Raw genomic sequence first — 18,688 nt, forward strand, 5'->3', positions numbered from 1 at the left:
CAACCAGGTGGAGCGGGCATCGCCCACCCTCACCCCCCCCATCAGGAGAGGTTCGCACTCATGGCTATGAAGGTCTGGATCGACCAGGATCTGTGCACCGGCGACGGCTTGTGCGAAGAGATCGCCCCCGATGTGTTCACCCTGCTCGACGACGGCTTGGCCTATGTCAAGGAGGGCGACAAGGTCATGTCGGACCCCGGCGGAGCCGAGGGCCTGGCCAACGTCCCCGGCGGCCAGGAAGACGCCGTCATCGAGTCGGCCGAGGAATGCCCCGGCGAGTGCATCTTCATCGAGGTCGACTAGCCCATCGACGCCCATGGCGGGCGCTAGCGTCGGGCCGTGCCCGCGCCAGTGACCACCCTCGTGGCCGTCGCCGCCATCCTCGTCATCGGGGCTGCGGCGACCGCTGTCGCCCGAGCGATCAGCTCGCGGCTCGATCATGACCAGCGCGACCGCTGGTTGCCATGGCTCATGGTCGCGCCGGTCCTCGCCGTGCTCGGCGTGTGGGTCGTCGTACCCGCCTTCCAGACGGTCTGGCTGAGCTTGGTCCACGATGGACGGTTCGCGGGGGCCGACCACCTCGGGTGGCTGCTCAGCAGCAGCGGGGCCAGGACGGCGCTGCGCAACACGGTGGCGTGGGCGGTGCTGGTCCCCACCATCTCGGTGTCGGTCGCCCTCGGCCTCGCGATGCTCGCCGAGCGCCTTCGGTCCGGCCGCCTGCTCGTCACCGTCGTGCTGGCCCCAGCGATGGTCTCCTTCGCCGCGGTGGCGGTCACCTGGCGCATCCTGCTGGCGTTCCGTCCGGCCGGGACCGACCAGGTGGGACTGTTGAACCAGATGGTGACCACCCTGGGATTGGATCCCGTCGCCTGGCTGGTGCAACCGCCCGTGAACACCGTGCTGATCGCGGGCGGCCTCGTCTGGGCGACCGCGGGTGTGTGCGTGCTCGTCCTGTCGGCCGCCATCGCTCGCGTCCCCGAGGAGGTTCGCGACGCGGCCCGGGTCGACGGTGCCGATCAGACCCAGGTCTTTGCACGTGTGACCCTCCCCTCGATCAAGGGAGCGGTCGTGGTCGCAGCCGCCGTCACCGCCATCATGTCGATCCGGGTGTTCGACCTCGTCTGGATCACCACCGGTGGCGATCACGGGAGCACGGTCGCCGGCACCGCGATGTTCCAGACCGCTCTCGTCGAAGACCAGCCCGGCCGGGGGGCCGCCCTGGCGGTGGCGATGCTGGTGCTGATCGTCCCCGCGGCCACGGTCCTGGTCCGCCGGGTCCGCCGGGCAGAGGCGCTGCGGTGAGCAGGTCGCGAGCAGCAGGTCGCGCCCGCCCCATCGCGGGGACCGCACAGGCGGCGCGGGCCATCGGGTCGTTGCCGGGACGTCTTGTGGTCGCGGTGGTGGTCGTCGTGTGGTCCCTGCCTGCCGCTGGGGTGTTGATCACCTCCTTCCAACCCGCAGACACGGCCACCACCAGCGGTTGGTGGAGCGTGGTGGGCGATCCCCAGCTCACCGTCGACAACTACCGGCAGGTCTTGGGCGCGGGGTCGGCCGGCGGCGATCTGTTCCAGGGCTTTCTGGCCTCGGTGGCGGTCGCCGTTCCCGCCACGCTGGCGCCTCTCGGGCTGGCTGCGGTCGCCGCCTACGCGTTCGCCTGGGCCCGCTTCGCGGGACGCGACTGGCTGTTCCTCGCCGTGGTCGCGCTCGCGCTCGTACCGCTGCAGATGACGCTGGTCCCGCTGGTGTCGGCCTACTCGGACGGGGTCCGGGTGTTCGGGATTCCCATCGTCCCCGACCTCGGTCTCGCCGGCTCGTGGCTGGGGCTGTGGATGGCTCACACCGCCTTTGCGCTTCCGATCGCGGTGCTGGTGCTGCGCGGCGCGATGGCGGCGATCCCCTCCCACCTCGTCGACGCCGCCCGCACCGACGGCGCCAGCCACCTCGACGTGTTCGCCAGGGTGGTGGTCCCGCTCTCGGTGCCGGCCCTCGCGGCGGTCGCCGCGCTGCAGTTCCTCTGGGTGTGGAACGACTTCCTTGTCGCCAGTGCCCTGCTGGGACGCATCGAGCCCGGCACCTCACCCATCACCCTGGGGCTCGCCGCCCTGGTCGAGAGTCGGGGCCAAGAGCTGCACCTGCTGAGTGCCGGCACGGTCGTCACCGCCGCGGTTCCCCTGGTGGTCTTCGTCGTGCTCCAGCGCTTGGTGGTCCAGGGGGCACACGCCGCGACCTTCGACCAGTGAACGATGGCACCGTCGCCGGTTTCCTCGCGAACTTCCGTGTTTATTCGCCCGTGTGCCTAGACTGGTGCCAGCGGCCGAACTGCGGCCACCCCCCCACCACCTGGATACGAGAGGTTCGCGCTCATGGGTATGAAGGTCTGGATCGACCAGGATCTGTGCACCGGCGACGGCTTGTGCGAAGAGATCGCCCCCGATGTGTTCACCCTGCTCGACGACGGCCTGGCCTATGTCAAGGAGGGCGACAAGGTCATGTCGGACCCCGGTGGAGCCGAGGGCCTGGCCAGCGTCCCCGGCGGCCAGGAAGACGCCGTCATCGAGTCGGCCGAGGAATGTCCCGGCGAGTGCATCTTCATCGAGGTCGACTAGCAACCCGCCGCTCAGGCACCGCTGGCCTCGAACACCCGCACATAGAGCACCGGTCCTTCCTGGGCGCGCGCGTAGCGGGCGAAGGTTGCCGGCGGGATCTCCGGTGAGATCACCAGGTCGAGTCTGACCAAGCCCAACAGCTCTCCGCGCCGCACCATCGGTCTGGCCGACTCGGGGGAGATGCGCGGTCGGTCGACGACCACCAACCCATCTGCCGCGTCGATCCGCGCCATGATGGCGTCGTTGGCAGCGGCGAGCTCGTCGAGCGCGGCCTGATCGGGGTCGTGGGCCGCGATCAGATCCCAGTCCGGAAATGGGGCGGCGACCGGCTCCGACCCGAGCAGGGGCACCAGGAGCGTGTCGACCGCCTCGGTGTCGTGGGCTCGGTGCGACCCGAAGGAGCCCTCCCACATCGGTGGCACCAGTGCTTCCAAGCCGCGGCGTTCCAGTTCGTGGACCAGCCCCATGGAAACCGCCGATTGCTCGAGATCGGCCCGCACGTCGACGACCACCGTGGAACCCGGTGGGAGGTCGGCGGCCACCTGATCGGCCACCGCACCGGTCGCCGGCCCATGTCGCGGTGCCAGCAGCCCCGTCCTCGCGGCGGATCCATCCGAGCCGATCACGGCCACGGCGACGATGCCCAGGGCCAGGGCCAGCTGGAACCCGATCACGGCTCCGCGGGCTGCCACGGGCGCAGGCGGGGTCTGGTCGTCTCGGTGTGGGGCAGTCCGGTCGACGAGGCTGGCAAGTCCACATGCGACCATCCCGACCCACAACATCGCGGTGAACGGCCACAGCCACAAGAAGTTGTGGAGCGCGTAGATCGACAGCACCTGGTCCGGGATGCGGCTGGCTGCCACCATGCCACCACCCAGGCCGGCGAGGCCGACCGCGACCAGCAGCGAGAGGGTCGGCCGGTGTCGCAACTGGGTGCCCGCGAAGATGATGGCGATCGCTAGCAGCGCGAGCGCGGCCAACTGGCGGGCACCGCCGGCGGGACCGACGAGCTCGAAGGTCGACCGCTCGGCGGTGAGCCACGGCGGGAACACCAGGGCGTGGGAGACGAGATCCCACGCCCGGCTCAACCCGACGACCGGATCATCCGAGCCCGCCGCTCCGACCAGGGTCCACAGGTTCTTGCGGCCGGTGACCATGTCGAGCGCGACCGGGCTCCACACCAGAGCCATGGCGATGCCAGCCGCCACCAGGGGCCGCCATTGGGCCCGAACGCCGGAACGAGCCCGGGCGACCACCTCTGACGATCCCGTCCCGGTGCGCAGGGCCGTGATGCCTGCGAAGCCGAGCACCACCATCGTCGTGGCCGCCACCGGTACGACGAGGCTGACGTGAGCCTGGGCCGCGTAGCTGCCGGCGAGGACCGCGATCGGCAGCGCCCACAGGCGGCCGCTCGCCGCGACGACCACAGCGACGCCGAAGGCCCCCAATGGCAACCACGCCGCGTAGGGGTTGTAGGGATCGATGAGGATCTCTCCCCGCAGCGACCAGGTGCAGAGCACCATCACGAGGGCGGCGACGAGACGACCGTTGCGACCCGCAAGCCATCCGGCCATCACCACCACCGCCACAACAGCCAGCGCGTTCACCGCGGCCACCGCCAGCATGGGGGCGATGCGGTGGTCCCACACCATCTGGCCCGCGGCGATGACCCAGAACTCGAGCGGACCGGGATGGTGCACAGCCTGTCCGACACTGTCGCTCAGCGTGGTGGGCATGCCGACCAGGGGGCTGTGGCGGCTGAACACGTCGGTGGCCCGCAGGACGATCGCCGCGGTGTCCCCCACCGGCCGCCAGGTCGGCGCCGCCCGAGCGGCGCTGCCGAGGATCGGTCCGGAGGCGACGATGCCGAGCACGAGGGCCTCGATCCGGGCTCGCGTCCCCGGCGACACCGACTGCGGAGGCGTCACGACAGGCACCGGTCGGTGTCGACTGGCTCGGAGAGGTCGCCTTGGAGCGCGGCGAGGATCTCGTCGGCGGTCAGGGCGTAGGCGACGGTGTCACGGTCGGGGGCGATGGCAAAGGCCATGCCGACCGCGGCACCATCGGCGGCGACGATCGGTGCGCCCGAATCGCCACCTTCGAGCATCGAAGCAATGGCATACACCTCGCGCCGGACTCGGTCGTCGTTGTAGATGTCGCGGCCGGTTGCGGTGAGGTGGCGGGCGATCTCGAAGGGCGCGATCCGCAGCTCGCCTCCAGCGGGGAACCCGAACGCCCCTCCTCTGACACCGACCTCGCCCGAACGGAGCGCGATCGGTGGCCGGTCGAGACCGGAGACCGAGAGCACCGCCAGGTCGCGCCCGGGGTCGAACAGCACCACCTGGGCCTCGAGCTCGACCCCGTCGTCGCGACGGACGAGGGTGCTGGGCTCGCCGGCCACCACGTGGGCGTTGGTGAGGACGAGGCCGTCGTCCACCACGAACCCGGTGCCCACCTGGATCCGTCGGCAGGCGAGTCCCTCGACCCGCACGACCGAGCGCGCCACCCCCGCTGCGACATCGGGGCCGAGGCCGGACTCGCTCGGTGGGGCCACGACGTGGGGCGTGGGCTGGAGCGCATCGAGCACGCGAGGGAACTGGGTGTCGCCCACGATCTGGCCGAGGGCCTGGATGCTGTCGGGCGCTTCGGGCATGACAGCGTCGACCAGCTGGGCGACCCTCGACCCGCGGGCCTGCTGGGCGGGCCATTGACGGACATCGGCCATCACCGGCACGAGCAGCCACACCACGAGCACGACCCCGAAACAGCTCACGGCCCCGCCGGCGATCCGGTCCGCGGGGTGGACCCGGGCTCCGGAGACCACGAACCGCAGCCGGTTGCCGATCAGCAGACCGATGACCAAGCCTGCCGATCCGAGCGCCAGCATGACCAGGCCCAGGGTGATGAACACCCGGCTCGTCGGTGCGCCCTCGAGCCGGTCGACCAACCACGGCAGGAGCCTGGCCCCGAGGAGCAGACCAGCGGCCAACCCGAGCCACGAGGTGGCCCTGGTGACGAAGCCGAGCTGCCAGCCACCGGCGAAGGCGATGACCAAGCCCGCCACGATCACCAAATCGAGCACGTTGGGCACGATCGCTCCTGGTCAGGCGCCCATGAGGCGTGCGTGGGTGAGGAACCCCGTGTGGCCCACCATGCGATGGTCGGGCCGCACGGCCTGGCCGTCGATGTGCCAGCCGCGCTGGAGGATCTCGACGGTGTCGGCGAAGCCGAACGGGCCCTCGGCCAACCGGGCGCGCAGGGAGCTGGCCTGGGTGATGCTGGGGGTGTAGGCCACGAGGATCCCACCAGGGCGAAGCGCGGCTTCGGCGTGGGGAACGACCCGCCACGGCTCGGGAAGATCGAGCACGACCCGGTCGTAGCCCACTCCGTCGATGCCGTCGTAGCAGTCGCGCTCTTCGACCAGGTACCGATCGGTGGCCTCGGTGCCGAGGAACGACTCGACGTTCTTGCGGGCGCGGGCAACGAAGTCGGCCCGCAACTCATAGCCGGTGACCACCGCCCCTGCCCGCAGCAGGGTCATCGACAGCGCGCCCGATCCGACACCGGATTCCAGCACCCGCGCGCCAGGAAAGATGTCGGCGAGCATCAGGATCGGGCCGAGGTCCTTGGGGTAGATCACCTGGGCGCCGCGGGGCATCTTCAGCACGAAGTCCGCCAGCGTGGGGCGCACCACCCGATAGCGCGCACCCCGAGTGGAACTCACCGTGGTGCCCTCCTCGGAGCCGATGAGCTGATCGTGGGCGACGAACCCGCTGTGGGTGTGGAACTCGCCACCCGCCTGGAGGGTGACCAGGTAGCGCCGCTGCTTGTTGTCGAGGAGCAGGACCCGCTCGCCCGCGGCCAGGGGTCGGCTCACGAACCACCTGCCCGGGTCGGATCGCGGTCGTCGGGGCGGGCACGCCGTGGGGTCAGCTCGACCGGCTGGCTCCCGCCCGCCTGGTCGAGGAGGCGGCAGAACGCGCACACCTCGCCCGGCGTGGGAGCACCGCAACGCTCGCAGCTTCCGAGCGCGGCCTGCTCCTCGGCCATGCCGTCACGAAACCGCTCCGAGGCGCGGGCGAGGTACCCGAAGTAGAACTCGTGCTTGGCGCCGGGCGACCGGGCCTCGATGGCGTTGAGCGCTTCCTTGTAGGCGAGGTGGCGGTTGCCGGCAGCCATGGGGCACTCGTCGACCTGGTAGTCGATGCCCCGTACCAGGCAGTAGGCCGCCATCTCACGCTCGCCCAGTCGGACCAGGGGCTTGACCTTGCGGGGGAAGCCCTCGCGCGCGGGAAGGACCGGGAGCTGCCGGGCAAGGTACTCGGTGTGCCAGTGCAAGACGTTGCCGAACAGCACCGCCGCCTCGTCGTCGAGGTTGTGTCCGGTGGCCACTGCGTCGTACCCACCCTCGAGCGCTGCCCGGTCGAACAGGTGGCGCTTCGACAGGCCGCAGGCCGAGCACGGTGCACGCCGGGCGGCCCTGGACCCGCTGGGGATGTCATATCCGTACTCGGACCGGAGGTCGATCTCGACCAGGTTCGCGTCCCGACCGGCGGCGAAGCGGCGGGCGTGGTGTGCCGACTCCTCGCTGTAGTCGTCGATGCCCAGTCCGAGGTAGAGCCCGTCGGCCTGGTAGCCGAGCTCGAGCAGGAGGTCCCACAGCGCGAGCGAGTCCTTGCCACCCGATACCGCCACCAGGACCCGATCACCGGGCTCGAGCATCGAGTGCTGCTTGATCGCCTTGGCGACCTGGTCGCGGCACAGGCGCAGGAAGTGCTCGGTGCAGAAGTTCGCGTTGTGGCGGCGGATGTCGATGACCGCCGGCTCGCGACAGACCCGGCACTTCACGGCGATCCGTCCTCGTCGCCGCGTCGATCGACCGGCCCGGATCCGCCGGAGATCACCGGGCGGATCTCGACCTCGTCGGAGTCGTGCAGCTGAGCGTCGCCCGCGATGAGCTCGTCGCCCCTGATCACCAGGAACGACTCGCGGTTCAGCTCGAGGCGGGCGAGCAACGTGTTGACCGACATCGTGCCGCTCACCTCGATCGCACGGGTTGGGTTCCGCAACAGCACCTTCACGCCTCCATCATGGCAACTCCACCGGCCCGCGCCGACATGGGAGGCAGTGACGGTCTCGGGGAGGCGGGCCGGGGCTCAGCTCCGGGCCTGGCGACGGGCCCGGCGGCTGGTCGGCGGAGGAGGCAGGTGATCGATCACCAGCCGCTCGCCGGGGGCGAGGGCCTCGAGGTAGACGGTCTGTGGCTGCTTGGACCGCAGCCGGTTCGCCGTCCGGAGCAACCAGGCCGCGGTTCCCACGATGAGCCAGGTTCGACTCCCCTGTCCGTGGAACGCCCTGGCCAAGGCCCGTCGTTGGACGCCGTGGAGCATCAGACCCTGCGGATCTCGACGACCGTCGACTGCTTCTTGCCCTTGCGGCGACCGAGCAGGAAGGCGACGATCAGCAGGCCGACGGCGCCTGCAACCCCGGCGACGAAGATCGCACCCATCGACGACTCGACGGTGTCGTCGACCTCGCTCTGCAGCTCGCGGAACTTGGCCTCGATGTCGTCTCGGTTGATGGCGGCGCTCATGCGGACTTCCTTCCCTGGATGGCCTTGACCGCGATGAGCACGACCACGAGGAGCCCGCCCAGCACGATCAGATACGGCAGCCAGGAGAGGTTGCCGGTGAAGTTCGTGCCGGTCTCGGTCTGCAGCGCCCGCAGCCCTGCGAGGGCGAGCATGATCACGCCGAGGGTGACCAGCAGCGATCCGGCCATGCCCCATGCCAGGTAGCGACCGATGCCCTTGAGCGGGGTCACGGTCTCCTGTTTGGCGTAGTCGACCAGCATGGTCTTGAGCTCGCCGACGGTGTCGGTGGTGGCCTTGGGTTCAGATGCGGGCACGGCACTCCTCGGTCACGGGGTTCCTTCTTCCTAGCGGCACCGAACGGTGGTGGCAACCGGGCCTCATGGGCCGGCCTCCGGCTCGGCCCCCAACCTGAGCTCGAGCAGCTCCCGTTGCTCGCCGAGGAGCCGGCCGGCGAGGTCGAGCCGCTCGCCCGGGCCGGAGGCCGCGAGCAGGCGTTGACGGTCGAGGGGCCCGATCGGGGCGAGCGCGCTCACCTGGTAGCTCGCGACGACGGGGTCGTCGGACAGCTCGACGGTGGCGTCGGGGCCCGGATCGCCCAACTCGGTCGCCGCCGCGAGCGTCCTCCTCAGCTCGGCGACCACCGACGGCAGCGCCGTGGTGGGATCGCCATCGGCCGCCTCGGCGAGGTCGGTGACCACCGCCCGCGGCCAGGGATCGTCCGCGAGCCACTCGATGACCCGGCAGCGTCGGTGTCCGACCGCCAGCAGCCCCCACCGACCGTCGTCGAGTCGTTGGGCCTGCCTGACCCGGGCGACGGTGCCCAGGTCGCCCCTGGTGTCGCCCCCACCCACCTCGCTGCCCCGGGTGATCAGCACCACGCCGAACTCTCGAGCATGGGGATGGTCGTCGGATTGGTCGACGAGATGGTCGGCCAGCGCCCGGTAGCGTGGCTCGAAGACGTGCAGTGGCACTACTGCTGTGGGGACCAAAACCTGGCCGAGGGGGAACATGGCCAGCTCATACGGGGCGGATGCATCCACCCACCCGAGCCTACGGGTCGCTCGGGCCCATCCCCCGGACCAGGTGACACCGGTCGCACGGGTTGGTGAGGCGATGTCCATCTAGTTAGCCTCTCGAAACGTTGTCGCTCGCACGCGCCGGGATCGATCGAGGAAGGACGCCGTGAGCCAGATCGAGGAACGGGGGCGGGCTCAACCAGGCGCCGGAGCGCCCGAGCCGACGGGGATCGCGCTCGACGCTGCCGCCTCGGCCCAGGGCCAGGAGACCGGGGACGCCCGGTCGACCTGGCGAGGCACCACCTTCGCCGCGCTCACGATCCCCGTGTACCGATTCCTGTGGGCAGGGTCGGTCCTGGCCATGCTCTCGGTGCAGATGCAGATGATCGCCCGGAGCTGGCTCGCCTACGAGCTCACCGGGTCGAACTCCATCCTCGGGGCGGTCATGTTCGGCTTCGGCCTCCCCATGTTGTTGCTCACCCCCTGGGGTGGCGTCGCCGCCGACCGGTTCAACAAGCGCAACCTCATCTTGATGTCGCAGTGGATCCTCATCGCCTCGGGTCTGATGATCGCCCTCGCGATCGTCTTCGACGTGTTGAGCGTGCCGCTGCTGATCCTCTCGTCGGTGGCCCAAGGCGTGGCGTTCGCGTTCATGGGCCCGGCCCGGATGGCCTTCACCAGCCATGTCGTGGGCCGCCGCCTCCTCGTCAACGCCATCGTCCTGCAGCAGATGAGCATGCAGGGGACGCGGGTGTTCGGGCCCTCGCTGGCCGGAGTGCTGATCGCCTGGCAGTGGTTCGGCGCCGCCGGCGTCTACTTCATGACCTCGGGCTTCACCATCGTCGCCTCGATGCTCACCATGCGCCTGCCACGGGGCGAACCGAGAGGGGACCGGGTGCCGGCCAGCGCGGTGAGCGAGTTCGCCGACGGCCTGCGGTACGTGCGCCGCAACCCCCACCTGATGCTGCTGCTCGTGGTCTCGATGATCGTGATCATGACCGCCTTCCCCTACATCGCCTTCCTGCCGACCCTCGCCGAGGACGTGTTCAACATGGGCTCGGAAGGCTACGGCCTCATGTCGGCGGTGACCGCGGTCGGCGCGGTGTCGGCCAGTCTGCTCATCGCCGGTCGCAGTGGCAGCCCGAACATCTGGAAGCTTCAGGCCTCCGCCGGGCTGGTCCTCGGCATCGGGCTGGTCATGTTGCGCTTCACGCCCAACATCTGGACCGCCCTCGCCGTGCTGTTGTTCGTCGGTGCCGCCAATGCCGGGTTCCAAGCGGTCAACAACTCGCTGGTGCTGATGGGCAGCGAGTCCCAGTACCACGGGCGCATGCAGTCGCTGATGATGCTCAGCTTCTCCGGGTTCGGACTGATGGCGCTACCGCTGGGCATCATCGCCGACGCCATCGGCCTGCAGAACCTGCTCGCCGTGATGGGGTCGTTCACCGCGGCGGCGATGGTCGCGTACTTCGTGCTGCGGCCCGCGATCGAGCGCCGTCACCCCACGCCGGTCTTCGTCGACTGAAGGACGCTGCGACTCAGCGTGGTCGCGTGCCGGCAGGCTCCAACTCGGCGGGTACGTCGATCTCTTCGATCCCGGTCAGTGTGAGCATCAGGTCGTCCTGCACCTGACTTCCCTCGGGGGGCATGAACTCACCCTCGTCGAGGTTCGAGATGATCGAGAAGGTGAACACCCGCTCGTCGGCGGCACGGGCGAACCCGGCCAGCGCGGTGACGTGACGCAGCGAGCCGGTCTTGGCCTCGACACGGCCGGCTGCGGGCGTGTCGACCAGCCGGTTCCGCAACGTCCCCGACTCACCCACCACGGCGAGTGTCGACGCGAGCGCGGAGTCACTGCCCGCCACGTCGAGCACATCGAGCAGGGCCTGGCACGTCGCCCGGTTTCCGAGATCGAGACCCGACCCGTCGGAGATGACCACACCGTCGGTACGCACACCCATCTCGGCCAAGGTCGCCACGACGACCGACCCGCCCACGGCGGTGCTGCCCTCGCCACTGCCGCGCACGCCGATCTCCTTCAACAACAGCTCGGCGGTGGTGTTCTCGCTCCACTGCATCATGTGGGCCACGACCGTGCGCACCGGTGGCGAGGAGATCGCGGTGATCTGGACCGCCTCCGGTGGCACCTCACCGGAGCTCGCCTGACCGTCGACCGCGACACCGCGGGCTTCGAGCAGATCGGTGAGGACCGCGGCCGCGTGGGCCGGTGGGTCCTCCGCGGGAACGCCGGGGTTCACCGCCACCCGCTCAGGGGTGAAGGTGACCAGTCCCTGGTTGACCGTCAGACCCGACAGCGGACCCGCTGACACCTGCTGGCGATAGCGGTCGAGCCATGAAGGTACGTCGCGTAGCTGGTCATAGCGGGTGCCGTCGCCGACGATCGCCCCCTCGACCCGTTCGATGCCGGCGTCGACGACCGCGTCGGCCAGATCCTCGAAACGTGTGTACACCCGGGGCTCGTCGCCGTTGCGAGCCATGTAGGGCTCGGTGGCCAGCAGCGGATCGCCGCCGCCAACCAGCCACAGGCTGCCGACGGCGCCATCGACGGGCGTCTCGGTCGACCAGAGCCCGGTCTCGAAGGTGGCATCGGGGTCGACCAGGTCGAACAGGGTGGCACCCACCATGAGCTTCTGGGTCGAGGCCGGGATCAGCGGGGCGGCCGGTTGGTGCTCGAACAGGACGCGTCCCTCCTCACTGACCGTGAGGCAGGAGTCGCCGGGGATGCGTTCGGGGAACCCGGCCAGTGCGGTGGTCACGGCGGCGTCGCGGCGCGGTCGCAGCAGCACCTCGGGAGTGCGTCGTATCGAGAGCACCGGGGTGGTGGCGAGGGCCTCGACCCGGGCCTCGGGTTCGGGCGCGCGCTCGCTCTGCCACGCTCCCCACCCGCCGCCGGCAGCGAGCGCGGCGACCAGCACCAGCACGACCGCGACCCGCACGTCAGCCTGATCTACGTGAGCGGTAACGCGAGTAGCGCCACATGTGGTCGAGCGCCTGCACCGCCCGGTTCGACGACGGGTAGCACATGCGACCCGAGGCGCGGACCGCTGCCGGTCCAGCGTTGTCAGGATCGGCGACCGCGAGCTCGGTCGCGGTCAGGATGGGCTTGCCGGTTCGTGCCGAGACGTCGGCGGCGGCCTCGGCGAAGCGGGCGTCCTGGCGCTCGTGGTAGTCGACGATGCGCTCCAGGCCGTGCCCCGGATAGAAGGGGCCGTTGCGCATGAGCTTCGCCTGGTTCGACTGGATGCCGAGTCCCAGGTAGATGATGGCATCGACCTCGGGATGGCCGGCGACCATCTCCATCACCTCGGGGATGGTGTCGCGGGTCTCGCCGCCTGCCAGATCGACGGGGTTGTTTCGGCTCCACCTGGGCGGGAGCTTGGTGTCGATCTCGGCGAGCAGGTCGTCGGGCAGCGCGATCAGCTCGAGGCTGGTGCGGGCGATGGCATCGGCGGTGACAACACCCCACCCGCCGGCCGTGGTGAGCACGACCACGCGGTTCCCGCGGGGCAATGGTTGGGTGGCGAAGCTGGCCGCGGCGTCGAAGGCTTCATCGATGGTCTGGGCCCGGGTGATCCCGGCCTGGCGGCACGCACCGTCGAAGACGCGGTCGTCGGTGGCCAACGAGCCGGTGTGGCTGGCCGCGGCCCGCTGCCCCTTGGCGGTGGCCCCGCCCTTGACGAGCACGACCGGCTTCTGCTCGGTGACGCCGCGCAGGCGCTCGAGGAACGTCCGGCCGTCGGTGAGCCCCTCGATGTAGGCCAGTGCGACCGCGGTCGCGTCGTCCTGGCCGTAGTAGTCGAGGTAATCGGCGACGGTGGTCATGGCGGCGTTGCCGGCGCTGACGCCCCGGCTGAACCCGATGCCGGTCTGGACTCCGAGGTTCATGAACGACGACACGAAGTTGCCGGACTGACTCGCCACCCCGATGTGTCCCGAGGGCGGGTTGGGGGCAACGATCTGGGCGCACAGCTGGACCGGAGTGGACACCACGCCTTGTCCGTTGGGCCCCGCGATCACCATGCCGAGCTCCTCGGCCAGCTCCACGAGCTCGCGCTCGGCCGCCGCTCCCTCGTCGCCGGCTTCGCCGTAGCCGGCCGAGGTCACGAACGCGGCGGTGATGCCCCGCGACGCGCAGTCGCGCAGCAACTGGAGGTTGGCGCTGGCCGGGGTGCACACGAACACCAGGTCGGCCTCGCCCTCGGGCACGTCGAGCACCGTCGGGACCGTCTGGATGCCCAGCACCTCCTCGCCGGCGAGGTTGGTGGCGAAGACCTTGCCCTGGTAGCCGGCGGCCAGCAGGTTGTGGAGGCTCACGAACCCGAACTTGCCCGGGTGGGTCGAGGCGCCGGCGATCACCACGCCACGCGGTTCGAACAGTGCCCGGAACTGGTCGTTGGTGGGCATCAGGAACGCACCTCCACGAGTGCGTCGACCGCAACGGGCCGCCCGGCCGACACGATCAGGGGGTTGAGGTCGGCCGACACGATCCGTTGGTCGGCGTCGGCGGCCGCCGACAACCCCAGCAGCACCGCAGCGAGGGCGTCGCGGTCGACCGGGGGTTCGCCGCGGAACTCGCCGAGCAGGGCCTGGGTGGCGAGCTCGTCGATCATCTCGTCGGCGTCGATGCGATCGATCGGCACCAAGCGCAGCACGACATCGGCGATGGCCTCGGCGAGGATGCCGCCGACGCCGAGCATGACGGTCATGCCGAACTGCGGATCGTCGGACAGACCGGCGATGAGCTCACGGCTCCCGCGAACAAGGGGCGCCACGAGCAGCTCGACCTCGCCGTCGTCGGGCGTTGCCAGCCCGAGCAGCTCGGCACCGGCTCGTCGCACCGCGGCGTCGTCACCCAGGTCGAGGCGGACAAGCCCACGCTCGGTCTTGTGGGCGATGCGGTCGCCGTTGAGCTTGACCACGACGGGATAGCCGATGGCCTCGGCCGCCTCGACCGCGGCGTCGGGGTCGGCGGCCAGGCGCTCCTCGGCGATGGGCACCCCGTAGGAGGCCAGCAGGCGCTTGGATTCGATCTCGGACAGTGTCACAGTGGTCTGGGTTTCGGCAGGCACGGTGGCCGAGCCTACTCAGCGCGTGCAGGTGCCACGGAGTCGGTGGTCGGTTCGAGCGCGGCCTGGAAGAACGCCCGAACGTGCTCGAGCCGGGCCTCGAGCAGCTCGTCGGTGAGCGGGTCGGTGCCGAGCAGCCCTTCCATGAAGGGGAGATCGCTGAAGTAGCTGAGCAGCGCCCCGTACCCGGTCAACAGCAGCTGGGCGGGGTCCTGTCGGCGGAACCGACCTGCCTGCATCTCGCGCTCGAAGAAGGTGCAAGCCCGCAGGAACAGCGGCCGCAGCGCCTCACCCAGGTCGATCCCGAGCCGGGTCCCGCCCTCGATCGACTCACGGCGGACCAAGCGGACGAAGTCGGGGTTCTCCATGAAGAAGCGGAACCCCGCGGTCAGCACGTGGTCGACGAGGATCCAGCCCTCGCGGTGGGTGTCGCTGCTGGTGGCGAGGTCGATCCGTGCGTTCCACTCGGCGAGGGCGAGCTCGAACACCTCGCGGTAGATGGCGTCCTTGGAGGGGAAGTGGTGCAACAGGCTCGGTCGACGGATCCCGACGCCGGCTGCGATGTCGTTGAGGGAGGTGCCGTCGAAGCCGTGCTCGGCGAAGCAACGCCGGGCCTCGATCAGGATCTGCGCGCGAGTGGTGAGCACCCCCTCGTTCAGCACATCGTTGGCGGCTCCACCGTCGGTCACCTCATGGAGGGTATCGAGTCCCCGGGTCACCCGCCCTCAGCTCCGGCGGTGACCGACCCCGTGCCGGACCGATACCGTCGCGGCCATGCAGATCCTCGCGGCCCTGTTCATCGACGACATCGAGCTCCGCCAGGTTCCGGGCCCGTCGACGCGGATCGACCTCACCGGCATCCAGTTCTCCGCCGCTGCTCCCGAACCGGCACCGCTCACGTGGGCACCGCATCTGTGCGTGCTCGTCCACTGCCCCGCCGACGAGGCCGGCACCGGTGCCCTCGAGGTGGTGTATCGCCGCGGCGACGACGAAATCGCCCGCAACGTCCAACCACTCCAGGTCGAGCCGGGCAAGTTCAACTACCGCCTGGTTCGAGGCGAGGTCGACTTCGACGACTACGGCACGGTCGAGGCCCACTGCCGCATCGACCAGGGACCCACCACCGTCGTGCCCTACACGCTGCTGCCCCCGGCGTCGTGACGTGGAGGTAGCCGCCGCACTCTCAGAGCACCCCCTCCCGACGCACGCCGTCGGCGACGCCACCGGTGAGGTCCTCGAGCAACTCGGCGGAGCCCCCGACGTGGCCGCGGTGTTCGTCACCTCCGGACATGCGGGGGCGCTCGAGGACATCGCCGCGGCCGTGCGGGCCATCTTGTCACCCACCCTCCTGGTGGGGGCAGCCTCCACGGCCATCATCGGCGGCCACCGAGAGGTCGAGGATCGCCCTGGCATCGCCGTGTGGGCCGCACGGTCTCGCGGCATCGCTCCGGTGCGGATCGAGACCCGGCGCACCGACGAGGGCTGGACCATCCAGGGCTTGCCCCGCCGAGCGGCAGACGGCGATCGCATGCTCGTCCTCTTCGGCGACCCCTTCAGCTTCCCGGCCGAAGGCTTCCTCGAAGAGCTCCGATCCACCTGCCCCCAGCTCACCGTCGTCGGCGGGATGGCCGCGGGTGCCCAAGGGCCGGGCGGCTCACGTCTGCTCCTCGGAGACCAGATCCACACCGACGGCGCGGTCGGTCTCCTGCTCCCCAAGGATGCCGACGTCGCCGCCGTGGTGTCACAGGGCTGCCGTCCCATCGGTGCACCCCTCGTGGTGACCCGGTCGGAGCGCAACGTCATCTTCGAGCTCGGGGGACGACCAGCGCTGGAGCGCCTCCGCGAGGTCGTCGAGGAGCTCGATCCCGACGATCGGGCCCGTGCCTCCGCCGGCCTGCACCTCGGACTGGTCATGAACGAGGGCCAGGCCACCTTCGGCACCGGCGACTTCGTGATTCGCAACGTGATCGGCGCCGACACGTCCGCGGGAGCGGTCGGTGTGGCCGAGATGGTCCCCGTCGGCCACACGGTGCAGTTCCACCTCCGCGACGCCGCCACCGCCGACCTCGACCTCCGAGCGTCGTTGAGTTCGATGGAAGGAGACGGCGCCCTGGTGTTCACCTGCAGCGGACGGGGTCACGATCTGTTCGGCTATCCCGATCACGACGCCGACGTGGTGGCAGCAGCGCTCGGAACCCGTGCCACGGCGGGCTTCTTCTCGGCCAACGAGCTCGGTCCCGTCGGCGGGCAGAACTTCCTTCACGGCTTCGCCACCTCGGTCCTGGTGTTCGGCCCCCGCCCCACCTGATCCCCATCACCGGGGCACGGCCGGTCCGGGCCGAGCGGGGTGCTGCGGCCGAAGTAGGGTTGGCCAGGTCGCACAACAGGAGGACCAGTGACCGACCCAGATCTCGAGCAGCGGGCGATCAACGTCGTCCGCGGGCTGGCCATGGACGCACCGCACGCTGCCAGCTCCGGCCACCAGGGAACCGCCATGGCCTTGGCTCCCCTGGCCCACGTCCTCTGGACCAGGGTGCTCCGCTACGACGCCTCCGACCCGGCATGGCCCGACCGCGACCGGGTCATCCTGTCGGCTGGTCACGCCTCGATCCTGCTCTACTCGATGCTGCACCTCACCGGCCAGGGCCTCACCGTCGACGATCTCAAGGCGTTCCGACAGTGGGAGAGCATCACCCCCGGTCATCCCGAGGCCGGCCACGACACGCCCGGGGTCGAGGTCACGACGGGTCCGCTGGGCCAGGGCATCGGCAACAGCGTGGGAATGGCCATCGCCGAACGCTTCCTTCGGGCCCGGTTCGGTCCCGAGGTGTGCGACCACCGCACCTTCGCCATCTGCAGCGACGGTGACCTCATGGAGGGGCTCAGCCACGAGGCAGCCTCGTTGGCGGGGCACCTCGGCCTCGAGCGGCTGTGCTGGATCTACGACGACAATCGGATCACGATCGACGGCAGCACCGATCTGGCGCTCTCCGACGACGTGGTCCTGCGCTTCCGGGGCTACGGGTGGAACGTCGTCGACCTCGGCGAACCCGGCGACGACCTCGACGCCATCGAAGCCGGACTCGACTCGGCGACCGCCCACGAGGGCGCCCCGACCCTGGTCGTGCTCCGAACCCGGGTCGGCTACCCCTCCCCCACCTACACCGACCATCACGAAGCCCACGGCTACGTCCTCAAAGACGACGAGATCGCTGCCACCAAGGAGCGGCTCGGGCTGCCTACCGACACCACCTTCCACGTTCCCGCCGACGTGCTGGAGCTGTACCGCAGCGCCGGGGCTCGTGGTGCCGAGGCGCACCAGTCCTGGTCGAGTCGGCTCGAGGCGCTCGACCCCGACGCCGGGGCTCGCTGGGCCGCGTGCCAGGACTCGACCCCACTGGCGGGGACCGCCGCATTCCCCGAGTTCGAGGTGGGCGCGTCCATGGCGACACGGGTGGCGAGCGGACGCTGCATCGATGCCTTGGCCGATGCCGTCCCGGGTCTGATGGTGGGCGGCGCGGACCTCACCTCCAACACCGGCACCACCTTTGGCCGCGACGGCGTGCAGAGCCGGTCCGATCCTGGCGGACGACAGATCTACTACGGCGTCCGCGAGCACGCGCTCGCCGCAGCGTTGAACGGGATGGCGCTCCACAAGGGTGTGCTGCCGGTCGGGGGCACGTTCTTCGTCTTCAGCGACTACATGCGCCCAGCAGTGCGCCTCGCCGCGCTCAGCGGCGCCCGCTCGGTGTTCGTCTGGACCCACGACTCGGTCGGGGTCGGCGAGGACGGTCCGACCCATCAACCCGTCGAGCAGCTCGCGTCGTTGCGAGCCGTGCCCGGCCTGACCGTGCTGCGCCCCGCCGATGCCGAGGAGACCGCCGGTGCCTGGCAGATGGTGCTCGACGCCGACGGACCGGTCGGGCTCGTGCTGTCCCGACAGGGCGTACCCACCCTGTCGGGCACCGACCGCGACCAGGTCGCCCACGGTGCCTACGTGGTCCACGAACCCGATGCCGAACCCGACATCGTGCTGATCGGCACCGGTAGCGAGGTGTCGGTGTGCGTCGAGGCGGCCACCACCCTGGCCGCCGAGGGGGTGGCCGCACGCGTGGTGTCGATGCCGTCGTGGGAGCTGTTCCGAGGCAGCGACGGCGCCTATCGCTCATCGGTGCTGCTCAACGGGGTGCCCCGCCTCTCGGTCGAGGCCGGCGCCACCTTCGGCTGGCACGAGTGGGTCGACGACGCGGTGGGCATCGACCGCTTCGGTGCCAGCGCCCCGGGCAAGGTCGTTCTCGAACGCCTCGGAATCAACCCCGACCACGTCACCGCCCGGGCTCGCGCGCTCGTTCAACGCAGCGACCCGGCCATCACACCGGTCTGACC

At 70.2% G+C, this 18,688-nt stretch carries 21 protein-coding genes; 8 read left to right on the forward strand and 13 right to left on the reverse strand.

All coding sequences use genetic code 11. From position 1 onward, the window contains the following. The first annotated feature begins 60 nt into the window (after nucleotides 1-60). The 4 genes from U5K29_14165 to U5K29_14180 all read left to right on the forward strand — a co-directional run bounded on the left by U5K29_14165 (nucleotide 61) and on the right by U5K29_14180 (nucleotide 2,606). Nucleotides 61-303, forward strand: coding sequence for a ferredoxin (locus tag U5K29_14165; GenBank protein MDZ7679683.1), 243 nt, complete (start codon nucleotides 61-63; stop codon nucleotides 301-303). A gap of 36 nt (nucleotides 304-339) precedes the next feature. Continuing rightward, nucleotides 340-1,302, forward strand: coding sequence for a sugar ABC transporter permease (locus U5K29_14170; GenBank protein ID MDZ7679684.1), 963 nt, complete (start codon nucleotides 340-342; stop codon nucleotides 1,300-1,302). Then, entirely contained in the window at nucleotides 1,299-2,240 is a 942-nt protein-coding gene (locus tag U5K29_14175; protein ID MDZ7679685.1) for a carbohydrate ABC transporter permease, read from the forward strand. Before U5K29_14170 ends, U5K29_14175 begins: the two co-directional genes overlap by 4 nt. 129 nt (nucleotides 2,241-2,369) lie before the next feature. Then, entirely contained in the window at nucleotides 2,370-2,606 is a 237-nt protein-coding gene (locus U5K29_14180; GenBank protein MDZ7679686.1) for a ferredoxin, read from the forward strand. 11 nt (nucleotides 2,607-2,617) lie between these two features. Here the strand turns inward: U5K29_14180 and U5K29_14185 are convergent, their stop codons facing one another. The 9 genes from U5K29_14185 to U5K29_14225 form a co-directional block, all read right to left on the reverse strand. Beyond that, nucleotides 2,618-4,534, reverse strand: a complete 1,917-nt coding sequence (locus U5K29_14185; GenBank protein ID MDZ7679687.1) for a hypothetical protein — start codon at nucleotides 4,532-4,534, stop codon at nucleotides 2,618-2,620. Beyond that, nucleotides 4,531-5,697, reverse strand: a complete 1,167-nt coding sequence (locus U5K29_14190; protein MDZ7679688.1) for a MarP family serine protease — start codon at nucleotides 5,695-5,697, stop codon at nucleotides 4,531-4,533. Before U5K29_14190 ends, U5K29_14185 begins: the two co-directional genes overlap by 4 nt. Before the next feature lie 12 nt (nucleotides 5,698-5,709). Continuing rightward, entirely contained in the window at nucleotides 5,710-6,483 is a 774-nt protein-coding gene (locus tag U5K29_14195) for a tRNA (adenine-N1)-methyltransferase (protein MDZ7679689.1), read from the reverse strand. Beyond that, entirely contained in the window at nucleotides 6,480-7,454 is a 975-nt protein-coding gene (locus U5K29_14200) for an ATP-binding protein (GenBank protein MDZ7679690.1), read from the reverse strand. Before U5K29_14200 ends, U5K29_14195 begins: the two co-directional genes overlap by 4 nt. Continuing rightward, nucleotides 7,451-7,687, reverse strand: a complete 237-nt coding sequence (locus U5K29_14205) for a MoaD/ThiS family protein (protein ID MDZ7679691.1) — start codon at nucleotides 7,685-7,687, stop codon at nucleotides 7,451-7,453. Before U5K29_14205 ends, U5K29_14200 begins: the two co-directional genes overlap by 4 nt. A gap of 75 nt (nucleotides 7,688-7,762) precedes the next feature. Next, entirely contained in the window at nucleotides 7,763-7,924 is a 162-nt protein-coding gene (locus tag U5K29_14210; protein MDZ7679692.1) for a hypothetical protein, read from the reverse strand. 71 nt (nucleotides 7,925-7,995) lie between these two features. Then, nucleotides 7,996-8,199: a hypothetical protein gene (locus U5K29_14215; protein MDZ7679693.1), complete on the reverse strand. Its 204-nt coding sequence runs from the start codon at nucleotides 8,197-8,199 to the stop codon at nucleotides 7,996-7,998. Further along, nucleotides 8,196-8,513 carry a hypothetical protein gene (locus tag U5K29_14220; protein ID MDZ7679694.1) on the reverse strand — a complete coding sequence of 106 codons (318 nt, stop codon included), beginning with the start codon at nucleotides 8,511-8,513 and terminating at the stop codon, nucleotides 8,196-8,198. The genes U5K29_14215 and U5K29_14220 overlap by 4 nt, the downstream gene beginning before the upstream one ends. 63 nt (nucleotides 8,514-8,576) lie before the next feature. Next, nucleotides 8,577-9,239, reverse strand: a complete 663-nt coding sequence (locus U5K29_14225) for an LON peptidase substrate-binding domain-containing protein (GenBank protein MDZ7679695.1) — start codon at nucleotides 9,237-9,239, stop codon at nucleotides 8,577-8,579. A 142-nt stretch (nucleotides 9,240-9,381) separates the two neighbouring features. On the opposite strand from U5K29_14225, the gene U5K29_14230 reads away from it, so the two are divergent. Beyond that, entirely contained in the window at nucleotides 9,382-10,740 is a 1,359-nt protein-coding gene (locus tag U5K29_14230; GenBank protein ID MDZ7679696.1) for an MFS transporter, read from the forward strand. 13 nt (nucleotides 10,741-10,753) lie between these two features. Here U5K29_14230 and dacB read toward each other — a convergent pair whose 3' ends face one another. The 4 genes from dacB to U5K29_14250 are packed head-to-tail and all read right to left on the reverse strand — an operon-like array spanning nucleotide 10,754 to nucleotide 14,991. Further along, a complete protein-coding gene (gene dacB / locus U5K29_14235; GenBank protein ID MDZ7679697.1) occupies nucleotides 10,754-12,172 on the reverse strand; it encodes a D-alanyl-D-alanine carboxypeptidase/D-alanyl-D-alanine-endopeptidase in 1,419 nt (472 codons plus the stop codon). 1 nt (nucleotide 12,173) lies between these two features. Further along, complete coding sequence (locus tag U5K29_14240) at nucleotides 12,174-13,640, reverse strand: CoA-binding protein (protein MDZ7679698.1); 1,467 nt, start codon at nucleotides 13,638-13,640, stop codon at nucleotides 12,174-12,176. Then, entirely contained in the window at nucleotides 13,640-14,305 is a 666-nt protein-coding gene (locus U5K29_14245; protein ID MDZ7679699.1) for an acetate--CoA ligase family protein, read from the reverse strand. Before U5K29_14245 ends, U5K29_14240 begins: the two co-directional genes overlap by 1 nt. Before the next feature lie 11 nt (nucleotides 14,306-14,316). Continuing rightward, on the reverse strand, nucleotides 14,317-14,991 hold the full coding sequence (locus U5K29_14250; GenBank protein MDZ7679700.1) for a TetR/AcrR family transcriptional regulator: 675 nt from the start codon (nucleotides 14,989-14,991) through the stop codon (nucleotides 14,317-14,319). Nucleotides 14,992-15,076: 85 nt separating this feature from the next. On the opposite strand from U5K29_14250, the gene U5K29_14255 reads away from it, so the two are divergent. From U5K29_14255 to tkt, 3 genes are all read left to right on the forward strand, one after another. Beyond that, a complete protein-coding gene (locus U5K29_14255) occupies nucleotides 15,077-15,463 on the forward strand; it encodes a hypothetical protein (protein MDZ7679701.1) in 387 nt (128 codons plus the stop codon). 1 nt (nucleotide 15,464) lies between these two features. Next, nucleotides 15,465-16,610 (forward strand): FIST N-terminal domain-containing protein, encoded by a 1,146-nt coding sequence (locus U5K29_14260; GenBank protein MDZ7679702.1) that lies wholly within the window; start codon nucleotides 15,465-15,467, stop codon nucleotides 16,608-16,610. Between the two features lie 87 nt (nucleotides 16,611-16,697). After that, on the forward strand, nucleotides 16,698-18,686 hold the full coding sequence (tkt, locus tag U5K29_14265) for a transketolase (protein MDZ7679703.1): 1,989 nt from the start codon (nucleotides 16,698-16,700) through the stop codon (nucleotides 18,684-18,686). The last annotated feature ends 2 nt before the right edge of the window (nucleotides 18,687-18,688 follow it).

The sequence above is a fragment of the Acidimicrobiales bacterium genome (genome assembly GCA_034521975.1).
In the GTDB taxonomy this organism is placed as follows: domain Bacteria; phylum Actinomycetota; class Acidimicrobiia; order Acidimicrobiales; family SKKL01; genus SKKL01.